Origin of the sequence: Streptomyces sp. NPDC058375, assembly GCF_042723425.1 — a bacterium.
In the GTDB taxonomy this organism is placed as follows: domain Bacteria; phylum Actinomycetota; class Actinomycetes; order Streptomycetales; family Streptomycetaceae; genus Streptomyces; species Streptomyces durocortorensis.
In genome coordinates this window covers 19166-30491 of record NZ_JBHXJG010000067.1, presented here as the reverse complement: position 1 = coordinate 30491, position 11326 = coordinate 19166, and the positions used below count along the sequence as shown (strand labels likewise).

The 11326-nt window shown below is 71.7% G+C and carries 8 protein-coding genes; 5 read left to right on the top strand and 3 right to left on the bottom strand.

Annotation, left to right across the window (positions count from 1 at the left end):
- Positions 1-50 precede the first annotated feature (50 nt).
- Positions 51-1322, bottom strand: coding sequence for a DUF2092 domain-containing protein (locus tag ACFWM7_RS14100; protein ID WP_383259940.1), 1272 nt, complete (start codon positions 1320-1322; stop codon positions 51-53).
- Positions 1323-1528: 206 nt separating this feature from the next.
- Positions 1529-2539, bottom strand: coding sequence for a polyprenyl synthetase family protein (locus tag ACFWM7_RS14095; RefSeq protein ID WP_383259937.1), 1011 nt, complete (start codon positions 2537-2539; stop codon positions 1529-1531).
- A gap of 159 nt (positions 2540-2698) precedes the next feature.
- Here ACFWM7_RS14095 and ACFWM7_RS14090 point away from each other — a divergent pair, with 159 nt between their 5' ends.
- The 5 genes from ACFWM7_RS14090 (at position 2699) to ACFWM7_RS14070 (ending at position 9099) form a co-directional block, all read left to right on the top strand.
- Complete coding sequence (locus ACFWM7_RS14090) at positions 2699-4198, top strand: peptide MFS transporter (RefSeq protein WP_383259933.1); 1500 nt, start codon at positions 2699-2701, stop codon at positions 4196-4198.
- Positions 4199-4247: 49 nt separating this feature from the next.
- On the top strand, positions 4248-6242 hold the full coding sequence (locus ACFWM7_RS14085; protein ID WP_383259931.1) for a CocE/NonD family hydrolase: 1995 nt from the start codon (positions 4248-4250) through the stop codon (positions 6240-6242).
- Positions 6243-6405: 163 nt separating this feature from the next.
- Entirely contained in the window at positions 6406-7635 is a 1230-nt protein-coding gene (gene fahA / locus ACFWM7_RS14080; RefSeq protein ID WP_383259928.1) for a fumarylacetoacetase, read from the top strand.
- Positions 7632-8363: a GPP34 family phosphoprotein gene (locus tag ACFWM7_RS14075; protein ID WP_383259923.1), complete on the top strand. Its 732-nt coding sequence runs from the start codon at positions 7632-7634 to the stop codon at positions 8361-8363. The genes fahA and ACFWM7_RS14075 overlap by 4 nt, the downstream gene beginning before the upstream one ends.
- A gap of 124 nt (positions 8364-8487) precedes the next feature.
- On the top strand, positions 8488-9099 hold the full coding sequence (locus ACFWM7_RS14070) for a Uma2 family endonuclease (RefSeq protein WP_383259921.1): 612 nt from the start codon (positions 8488-8490) through the stop codon (positions 9097-9099).
- Positions 9100-9136: 37 nt separating this feature from the next.
- Here the strand turns inward: ACFWM7_RS14070 and recQ are convergent, their stop codons facing one another.
- The gene (gene recQ / locus ACFWM7_RS14065) at positions 9137-11173 is read right to left on the bottom strand and encodes a DNA helicase RecQ (RefSeq protein WP_383259918.1); all 2037 of its coding nucleotides are present in this window, start codon (positions 11171-11173) and stop codon (positions 9137-9139) included.
- Positions 11174-11326 lie beyond the last annotated feature (153 nt).

Genomic DNA, 11326 nt, shown 5'->3' with positions numbered 1-11326 from the left:
GGTGCGTGGCGGCCACGGCGGCCGGGTGTCCAGGTGTCCCTGGAACGGTTCTACTTGGCGGCGGCGTCGGCTGCGCGCACCAGCGCGTCCTTCGTCACCGCTCCGACGTACACCGAGCCGTCATCCGTCAGCAGGGCGTTGACCAGGCGCGTCTTGAAGACCGTGCCCGAGCCGAACTTCCCGGTGACCTTGTCGCCGAGCGCGTCGATGAAGCCCTGCGCCTCGGCCGGCATGTCGTCCGAGCCGGCCTCGGGGAGGCCCTTGCCGCCGGGGGACTTGATCTCGGCGATCGAGGTCCAGCCTTCCCCGATGACGTTGAAGCCGCCCTCGCCCGCGAGGCCGTCCAGCTCGGCCAGCTGCCCGGGCAGCGCCTTCTGCGCCGCGCCGTGCTCGTCCTTGCCGGTCTCCAGCTCGTCGGCCTCGGTCACCTTGGCGCCCTTGGGCGGCGTGAAGGCGAACGTGGACGCGGCCGGCTTGGCGAAGTCGACCTTGGTGAACCCGGCGTCGACCACGGCCTTGCCACCGCTCGCCGCGGCCAGGGTGAACTTCAGCGGTACGCCGTTCTCGGCGTCCACGGCGATCCGGATCGAGCCGATCGTCGAACCGGACTGCTTCGGCTTGATCAGCAGCTGGTACGCGTCCCGCCCGGCGACCTGCGCCGTGCCGTCCACGGTGACCGAGGTGGTGTCCCCCGCCGCCGCGAGCGCCTGCTCGGCGAAGTCCTTCGGGGTGGCCGGAGCGCCCTTCGGAGCCTTGGGGGCCTTGGGGGCCTTCTCCGCGTGGCCGCCGTCCTCCCGGCCCTCGGGAGCCTCGGCGTGGTAGACCTCGTCGGACTTGCTGTCGTACGCCCAGACCTCGCCCTGGTTGTGGATGACGCTGTACTCGGACGCGTCCCCGAGGACGGAGAGCTTCTGCCGCTCCGGGCCGTCGGCGGCCACCCGCAGCGTGTGCGTGCCGGACGTCAGCTCCATGAGCTTGTCCTGCGGGGCCGCCGCGCCGCCGTCCTTGCCGCCCTCCTTGCCCTCGCCGCCGGGCACGAGCGAGCCCGCGAGGCCGTCGAGGGGCAGGCCCAGGTCGGTGCTGATCTTGAACGTGCCGGAGAGCTGTTCCTCGTCGGAAGCGGCGATCTTCTCGACGAGTTCCTGTGCGCTGATCTTCGGCAGGTCCGGGTCGCCGGAGCTCGCGAGCGCCGGGACGAGCCCGATGGTCGCGGCCGCCACCCCCGCGACCGCGACGGGGACGATGTAGCGCGCCGCCTTCCGGCGGCCCACGACAGTGCTCGTGGCCTCGCCGGTGGTCTCTGCGCTGTCGTTCGGTGCCATGGTGTGCCCTACCTCCGTGGTCGGCGGCTTCCGTTGTTAACCATCTGACCAAATCAGGCGGTTCGAAGCGTCAGCCCGGGGAATCAACTCCGCCTACTGCTCCGGTATGACAACCGGAAGGGGTATGTACGCCAACCAGTAGGGGTATCGCCCCCGTCCGGGTGACACACCGTCACCGCCCCCGCACATCGGGGGCCTCCCGGACCTCAGCCCGCGCGGTGCACCACCGCGTCGCACAGCTCCTCCAGCGCGGCCTTCGCATAGCCCTCGGGCAGCGGGGCGAGCGTGGCGCGCGCCGCCTGGGCGTAGTGCACGGTGTCCTGGCGGGCCTGCTCCAGCGCCGGGTGGGCGCGCAGCCGGCGCAGCACCTCGTTCAGCGCGTCGTCGCTGCCCAGGTCGGAGTCGAGCAGTTCGACGAGCTCCAGGTCGTCGGGCTTGCCGTCGGCCGCCGCCTGGGCGCGCAGCCGCAGGACCGGGAGCGTCGGGATGCCCTCGCGCAGGTCGGTGCCGGGGGTCTTGCCGGACTCGTGGGAGTCGGAGGCGATGTCGAGGACGTCGTCGGCGAGCTGGAAGGCGATGCCGAGCCGTTCCCCGTACTGGGTGAGGACGTCCACGGTCCGCTCGTCCGCGCCGGACATCATCGCCCCGAACCGGCCGGAGACGGCGACCAGCGAGCCGGTCTTGCCGCTGAGCACGTCCAGGTAGTGGGCGACCGGGTCGCGGCCGTCGCGCGGGCCCGCGGTCTCCAGGATCTGGCCGGTGACGAGCCGCTCGAAGGCCTCCGCCTGGATACGGACGGCCTCGGGGCCGAGGTCGGCCAGGATGTGGGAGGCGCGGGCGAAGAGGAAGTCGCCGGTGAGGACGGCCACCGAGTTGCCCCAGCGGGTGTTGGCGCTGGGCACCCCGCGCCGCACGTCGGCCTCGTCCATCACGTCGTCGTGGTACAGCGTGGCCAGATGGGTCAGCTCGACGACGACGGCCGAGGGGATGACTCCCGGCGCGTCGGGATCGCCGAACTGTGACGCGAGCATGACCAGCAAGGGACGGAACCGCTTGCCCCCCGCACGCACCAGGTGCTGGGCGGCGTCCGTGATGAAGGGGACGTCGCTCTTGGTGGCTTCGAGCAGCCCCGCCTCGACAGCGGCCAGGCCCGACTGGACATCGGCCTCAAGAGCCTGGTCCCGCACGTGCAGTCCGAACGGCCCGACGACGGTCACGGGGGCATCTCCTGTCTGCTGACGATCACACTCGATGTCGATGTGTCGCTAGGTCTCGAAACAACTTCAGCGTATCCGGTCCGCTATGGATCACCGTGGGCGGCTTCCCATCACCGCCGGTATGTTCGGGATCAGCTCATACGATCAGGAGTCTCCGCTTTGTCCCACAGTCCCGCCGCCGCCGAGCCGGCCCAGCCCCCGCCCGAGGACGACCACGCCTTCTTCGGGCAGCCACGGGGCCTGATGACCCTGTCGGGCCTGGAGGTCTGGGAGCGGTTCTCTTTCCTGGGCATGCAGGCCATCCTGGTGCTGTTCTTCGCCGACACGGTGGCCAACGGCGGCATGGCCATGGACCCCGGCACCGCCGCCTCCGTCTCCGCGGCGTACGGGACGTTGGTCTATCTGGTCTCCGTGGCCGGCGGCTGGCTGGCCGACCGGATCCTCGGCTCGTACCGGGCGGTGCTCTACGGCGGCATCCTCATCGCCTGCGGCCACTACTCCATGGCCGTCCCCACCGACGCCATGACCTGGGTGGGCCTCGGCCTGATCAGCGCCGGAACGGGCCTGCTCAAGCCCAATGTGGCCTCCATGGTCGGCAAGCTCTACCGCACCGACGACGAACGGCGCGACGCCGGCTTCGCCCTCTACTACATGGGCATCAACATCGGCGCGTTCGCCGGACCGCTGATCACCGGCTGGCTCGGCGAGCACTGGAGCTGGCACTGGGGCTTCTCGGCCGCCGCGATCGGCATGACCTTCGGCCTGATCCAGTACGTCGCGGGCCGCCGTCACCTGGCCGGGCGTAAGCACGCCGCCGAATTCGCGCTGGCCCCCGACGCGATGCGCCGCGCGGTCCGGCTGATCGTCGGCGGGGCCGTCGTGGTCGCCGTCGTCGCCACCGCACTGGCCCTGGCGGGCTGGCTGACGATGGACCGGTTCGTCGACGTGCTCACCGTCATCTCGGTGATCGCCCCGGTCGTCTACTTCGTGGTGATGTTCCGCTCCCCCCGGGTCACCGCCGAGGAGCGCGGCAGGCTGCGCCCGTACGTCGTCCTCTTCCTCGGGTCCGTCGTCTTCAACTTCATCCTCTTCCAGGCGTACTCGACGATGATGCTGCTCGCGTCGACCAACGCCCGGACCGAGGTCTTCGGCTTCACCTTCCCGGCCAGCTGGTACGCCTCCGCCCTCGGCGCCTTCGAGGTCGCGCTCGCCCCGGTCGTGGCCGCCGTCTGGGCGAAGATGGGGCCCCGCCAGCCGCACGCCTCCAACAAGATCGCGTTCGGCGTGATCCTCGGCGGGCTCTCCTTCCTCCTGATGGTCCTGCCGACCTCCGGGCACGCCGACGACACGTACCGCATGGCGGCCTGGTGGATCGTCGGCTCGTACCTGCTGCTCGGGCTCGGCGACATCCTGCTGGAGACCTCCGGCATGTCCGCCACCACCAAGCTCGCCCCGAAGGCGTTCGCCAGCCAGACGATGGCCCTGTGGTTCCTCTCCCTCGCCCTGGCCAACGGCATCCAGGCCCAGATCGTGAAGCTGTACGGCGAGGTCTCCAACCCCGCGTACTTCGGCGTCAACGGGGCGATCGCCGTGGCGGCCGGTGTGGCGATGATCCTCGCCGCGCCCTGGCTGAGGCGCACGATGCACCCCGTCCACTAGCCCCCAGCAGCCCCGCAGAGGCGTCCCCCGTCCCCCACCGAGGTGACCCATGAACATCACGACCGAGTTCCCGTACGAGACCACCCGCGAGGACGTCCGCATCCCGCTGCCCGACGGCACCCTGCTCTACGCCCGGATCTGGCGGCCGCTGACCGACGAACCGGTCCCCGCCCTGCTGGAGTACCTGCCCTACCGGCTGAGCGACTGGACCGCGCCCCGCGACTGGCAGCGCCACCCCTGGTACGCGGGCCACGGCTACGCCTCCGTACGGGTCGACGTCCGGGGCCACGGCAACAGCGAAGGGCTGCCGGGCGACGAGTACGACGCGCAGGAGCTTCAGGACGGGGTCGCCGTCATCCACTGGCTGGCCCAGCAGGAGTGGTGTTCCGGCCGGGTCGGGATGTTCGGGATCTCGTGGGGCGGCTTCAACTCGCTCCAGATCGCCGCGCTCGCCCCCGAGCCGCTGAAGGCGATCGTCACCGTCTGCTCGGCCGACGACCGCTACGACAACGACGTCCACTACATGGGCGGCTCCGTCCTCGCGGTGGACATGCACGCCTGGGCGGCCACCATGCTCGCCTTCGTCTGCCGTCCGCCGGACCCGGCGCAGGTCGGCGACGACTGGAAGGAGATGTGGCTGAAGCGGCTGGAGGCCGTCGACCCCTTCGTCCACACCTGGCTGGCCCACCAGAGCCGCGACGCCTATTGGAAGCACGGCAGCGTCTGCGAGGACTACGGCGCGATCAAGGCCAACGTGCTGGCGGTCGGCGGCTGGCACGACCCGTACCGCGACACCGTCCTGCGGCTCGTGGAGCACCTGGACCCGGCGCAGGTGCGCGGGATCATCGGGCCGTGGTCGCACCAGTACCCGGACCGGGGGCTGCCGCCGGGGCCCGGGATCGGCTTCCTCCAGGAGACGCTGCGCTGGTGGAACCAGCACCTCAAGGGCAAGGAGACGGGCGTGATGCGGGAGCCGCTGCTGCGGTCCTGGATCAGCGGCTCGCACCCGCCCGCCACGGTGTACGAGACGCTGCCAGGACGCTGGGTCGGGGACGCCTCCTGGCCCTCGGAGAACGTCTCCCCGGTGGCGTACGCCCTCCAGGGCGGTGAGCGGATCGTCGCATCGCCGCAGCAGACCGGCGTGGACGCGGGCCGCTTCTTCCCGTTCGGCAACGACGCGGACCTGCCGCCGGACCAGCGGGACGAGGACGCCAAGTCGGTTTCGTTCGAATTCCCCGTCGAGGAGGCGCCGATCGAGATCCTCGGCCGCCCCCGGGTGAAGCTCCGCATCCGGATGGACGTCCCGCGCGGCCAGGCCATCGCCCGGCTCTGCGACGTCGCGCCCGACGGCTCCTCCACCCTGGTCACCCGGGGCGTCCTCAACCTCGCCGCCCGGCACGGCCGCGACCGTACCGAGGACTGGCCCCCCGGCGAGACCGAGGACGTCGTCTTCGACCTCAACGGCATCGGGCACACCTTCCCGCCCGGCCACCGCATCCGGCTCGCCGTCTCCTCCTCGTACTGGCCCTGGATCTGGCCGCAGGCCGGCTCGGCGGGCTTCACCCTCGACGCGGACGGCAGCTTCGTCGAACTGCCGGTGCGCCGCCACACCGAGGACCCGGCGATCACCTTCGGCGAACCGGAACAGTCCGAACCGCTCGGCGTGGTCTACCCGGTCACCCTGGAGGAGCCGCGCCCCGAACGCCTCGTCGTCCGCGACGTCGCCAAGGGCGAATGGCGGCTGGAGGTCGACCCCCGCTACGGCGGTACGCGGGTCTACCCGGACGGCCTCGAATTCACCGAGGACGCCCTGGAGACGTACACGATCCAGCAGGACGACCCGCTCTCCGCGCGGACCCGCTCCGACTGGCGGATCCGGCTGCACCGCCCGGAGATGGCCTGGGACGTGGAGATCGAGACCCGCTCCGAGATCGCCGCCGACGAGCACGACTTCATCACCTCCAACGAGGTGGTCTGCAAGGACGGCGAAGAAGTCGTCTTCCACCGCACCTGGGAGAAGCGCATCCCGCGCACGGCGGGCTGAGCGGCGCGCGCGTCTCCTGTTCCGGCCCCGGGGATGTCCCCCGGGGGGCCACTGAACTTTCCGGGCAATGCGCACAGTTGGGGATAGTCGGGGCACTGCCGCTGGGTAGGAGCCCCGACGTAACGTGTCCCCCAACGCGACCTGGAAAGCGAGGCAGCACCACATGCCCGAGCAGAGCAGCCCGCTCGATCTGGCCGAGGGCGACCCCTTCGGCCCGCACAACCTTCCGTACGGTGTGTTCTCCACCCCCGACCACCCCGACGTCCGCCGGGTCGGCGTCCGCATCGGCAACCACGTCCTGGACGCCGGGGCCGCCGCCCACACGCTCGGCTCCCCCTACGCGGGGCTGCTGGACCGGCCGAGCCTGACGCCGCTCCTCGCGGCGGGCCGCACCGCCTGGAGCGATGTGCGCCGCGCGCTCACCGCCTGGCTGACCGTCCCCGCCCACCGCGCGGACATCGAACCGCTGCTGCACCCGGTGGACGCGGTGACCCTGCACCTGCCGTACGAGGTCGCGGACTACGTCGACTTCTACGCCAGCGAGCACCACGCCACCAACGTCGGGAAGATCTTCCGGCCGGACGGCGACGCGCTCACCCCCAACTGGAAGCACCTGCCGATCGGTTACCACGGCCGCTCCGGCACCGTCGTGGTCTCCGGCACGGACGTCGTGCGCCCCAGCGGCCAGCGCAAGGCCCCCACCGACCCGGCCCCCGTCTTCGGGCCCTCGGTGAAGCTCGACATCGAGGCCGAGGTCGGCTTCGTCGTCGGCGTCCCCTCCGCCCACGGCGCCCCGGTCCCGCTGGCCGACTTCCGCGAGCACGTCTTCGGGCTCTCGCTCCTCAACGACTGGTCCGCGCGCGACCTCCAGGCCTGGGAGTACGTGCCGCTCGGCCCGTTCCTCGGCAAGTCCTTCGCCACCTCCGTATCGGCGTGGGTCACCCCGCTGGAGGCCCTGGACGCGGCCCGCACCGCCCCGCCCGCCCGGGACTTCCCGCTCCTGCCCTACCTCGACGACGCCGAGGACGAGGAGCCGGGCGGCTTCGACATCCGGATCACCGTCGAGATCAACGGGCAGGTCGTCGCCGAGCCCCCGTTCGCCTCGATGTACTGGACAGCCGCCCAGCAGCTCGCCCATATGACGGTGAACGGTGCCTCGCTGCGCACCGGCGACCTGTACGGCTCCGGCACGGTCAGCGGCCCCGAGCCCGCCCAGCGCGGCTCGCTCCTGGAGCTGACCTGGAACGGCCGCGACGCACTCGAACTCCCCGAGGGCAAGCGGACGTTCCTGGAGGACGGCGACACGGTCACGCTGACCGCCTGGGCGCCAGGACCGCACGGCACCCGCGTGGGCCTCGGCGACGTCACCGGAAGGATCGTCACCGCGCCATGACGACTCCCGCGCCTTCCGGCCCCGGCGTCCCCGTGCTGACGCTGCCCGAGGAACTGCTCCTGCTGACGCTGGACCCGGAGCGCGGCAAGCCGCTCTGCGACCGCACGCATCTGCGGTACGGCACGGCCGGCGCGGTCCTCGCCGAGCTGGAGCTCCAGGGCCGGATACGCGAGGAGCGCGGCCGGGTCCAGGTGGTCACCCCCCTGGACCCGGCCCACCCGCTGCTCGCCTCGCTGCTGAGCACGCTCGACCAGCCATCCGCCAAGAAGAAGCGCTTCCGCGCGGGGACCAGCGCCAAGAGCTGGATCCGGCTGTACGGCCGCAATGCCGAGGAACGCCACCTGGACCACCTGGTGGAACGCGGCGTCCTGCGCCGCGAGCACCGCCGATTCCTCGGCCTGTTCCCCTACCAGCGGCACTTCCCGGGCGACCCGGACCTGACCGGCGCGACCCGCTGGCGCTTCGGCCAGGCGGAGGCCCGGGGCTTCCCGGACCAGCGCAGCCGCGCCCTGGCCGGCCTCGTCTCGGCGACAGGCCTCGCCGGCACCCTCACCACCGCCGGCCGCGAAGGCCGCTCCGGGATGAAGACCGTACGCCGCGCCCTGTGGTTCGCCTCGGCGGTCCACCACAACGTCCGCCAGAACCAGTCCGGCGGCGGAAGCAGTGACGGCGGCGGCGCCTGGAGCGACGGGGGCGGGGGCGGCTGCGGGGGAGGTGGCGGGGACTAGCCGGTCCCGGGCGGCGCGGTGCGGTCAGCGGCACGAGAGGCGTTCACACGTTCGGGTCATCCGCATCCGGTTCCCGGCGGATACGCTGGTCGGGCCCGCGAGACTCCTCCCCATGGGAGCAATGATGAGCATCGAACCCGAGGCCTCCGAGCCGCGGTGGGCGGTCCCGCCCGAGGGCGGCTGGACCGCCGATGACCTGGACACACTCCCGAATCTGCCTCCGCATACGGAGCTGATCGACGGGAGCCTCGTTTTCGTGAGTCCGCAGACCCTTTTCCATTCGCGAGCGGTCAGCTTCTTCGAATGGCAGCTGCAGTCCTTGGTGCCGCCCGAGCTGGAGGTCGTGCGCGAGTTCACCATCGACATCGACCGCTACAACCGGCCCGAGCCCGATGTGATCGTGGTCGACGGCGATGTCGTCGACGACGCGAACCAGACCCGCTTCCCTGCCGAGGCGGTACGCCTGGCCATCGAGGTCGTCTCGCCGGAGTCCCGGTCCCGCGACCGGGAGACCAAGCCCGTGAAGTACGCCCGTGCGGCCATCCCCCACTACTGGCGGGTGGAGAACCACGACGGGCGAGCCGTGGTGTACGTCTTCGAGCGGGAGCCGGCCACCGGCGCGTACACCTCGACCGGGATCTTCCACGACCGGATGAAGGTGTCGGTGCCGTTCACCGTGGACCTGGACCTCACGGCGATCACGCCCCGCCGCGGCCAGGCGGCGGACCCGGAGTAGGTCTCACCGCCCTGTCGGGCCCGCCGCCCGGTACGCCTCACTCGTACTCGGGCGGCTCCTCGTCCCAGCCGAGCTCCGGGTCGCCGTGCTGCGGGGCCGCAGGGGCCTCGGCGCGGGCCGGGGCCGTCGTGCGTGGTGCGCGGGCCGGGGCCGCCGGCGCGGGAGGCTCCGCAGACGCCCCCGGGGACGTCTGCGCCAGGACCTCCAGCACGCCCTCCCCGTACGTCGCGAGCTTCTTCTCGCCCAGGCCGCTGACGCCGCCCAGCTCCGCGAGCGAGGCCGGGTGCAGCGTCGCGATCTCCCGCAGCGTCGCGTCGTGGAAGATCACGTACGCCGGGACGCCCTGCTCCTTGGCCGTCGCCCCGCGCCACGCGCGCAGCGCCTCGAAGACCGGGACGGCGGACGCGGGGAGGTCGGCGGCGGCGGCCGCCTTGCCCTTGGCGCCCCTGCCGCCGCCCGCCGAGGACGACGAGCGGGACGTCGGCTTCTTCGGCTCCTTGCGGAGCAGCACCTCCCGCTCCCGGCCGAGCACCGTCGCGCTGTCGTCGGTGAGGACGAGCGTGCCGTACTCCCCCTCGACCGCCAGCAGGCCCTGGGCCAGCAGCTGGCGGACCACGCCGCGCCACTCCGCCTCGGCCAGCTCCTCGCCGATGCCGAAGACGGAGAGCTGGTCGTGGTCGAACTGGATGACCTTGGCGGTCTTGCGGCCGAGCAGGATGTCGATGATCTGGCCCGCGCCGAACTTCTGGTTCCGCTCGCGCTTCAGCCGCACCACCGTGGAGAGCAGCTTCTGCGAGACGACCGTGCCGTCCCAGGTCTCCGGCGGGGTGAGGCAGGTGTCGCAGTTGCCGCAGGCCGCGGCGGTGGGCTCCTGGCCGAAGTAGGTGAGGAGCTGGGACCGGCGGCACTGGACCGTCTCGCAGAGCGCCAGCATCGAGTCCAGGTGGGCGGCGGCGCGACGCCGGTGGGCCTCGTCGCCCTCGCCGCCCTGGATGAGCTTGCGCTGCTGGACGACGTCCTGGAGTCCGTACGCCATCCAGGCCGTCGACGGCTCCCCGTCACGGCCCGCGCGGCCGGTCTCCTGGTAGTAGCCCTCGACGGACTTGGGGAGGTCGACGTGGGCGACGAAGCGGACGTCCGGCTTGTCGATGCCCATGCCGAACGCGATCGTCGCGACGACGACGAGCCCCTCCTCCCGGAGGAACCGCGACTGGTGGGCGGCGCGCGTGGAGGCGTCCAGCCCTGCGTGGTACGGAACGGCCTGCACGCCGTTGCCGCTCAGATACTCCGCGATCTTCTCGGTGGAGTTGCGCGAGAGGCAGTAGACGATGCCCGCGTCCCCAGCGTGCTCCTCCTTCAGGAAGGTCAGGAGCTGCTTCTTCGGCTCGGACTTCGGCACGATCCGGTACTGGATGTTCGGCCGGTCGAAGCTCGCGACGAAGTGCTTCGCGTCCGGCATGCCGAGCCGGCGGGTGATCTCCTCGTGCGTGGCGTTCGTCGCGGTCGCCGTCAGGGCGATGCGCGGCACGTCCGGCCAGCGCTCGCCGAGCACGGAAAGCGCCAGATAGTCCGGGCGGAAGTCGTGGCCCCACTGGGCGACGCAGTGCGCCTCGTCGATCGCGAAGACGGAGACCTCGCCCCGGGCCAGCAGGGAGAGCGTGGAGTCCAGGCGCAGCCGCTCGGGCGCGAGGTAGAGGATGTCCAGCTCGCCCGCGAGGAACTGCGCCTCCATCGAGCGGCGCTCGTCGAAGTCCTGCGTGGAGTTCATGAAGCCGGCCCGGACGCCGAGCGCCCGCAGGGCGTCGACCTGGTCCTGCATGAGGGCGATCAGCGGGGAGACGACGACGCCGGTGCCCCGCCGGACCAAGGACGGGATCTGGTAGCAGAGGGACTTTCCACCGCCGGTGGGCATGAGCACGACCGCGTCGCCGCCCGCCACCACATGCTCGATGATCGCGCCCTGCTCGCCGCGGAACGACTCGTACCCGAAGACGCGGTGCAGTGTGCGCCGCGCCTCGCTCTCGCCGCCCGTGTCGGTGCCGGTGCCGGTCACCGTCCCGGTGGTCTCATCCATGGTCACGCCCCATGCTCTGTTCCCCCGAGGGTCCGTACGCCCGGACCCGTCCGTCCTGCTCTCGTCCCCGTCCACGATAGGCGGAGGCAACGACAACGCCGGACGGTCTGTGGATAACCGACCGTCCGGCGCTGCCGGCATGCATACTGCGGG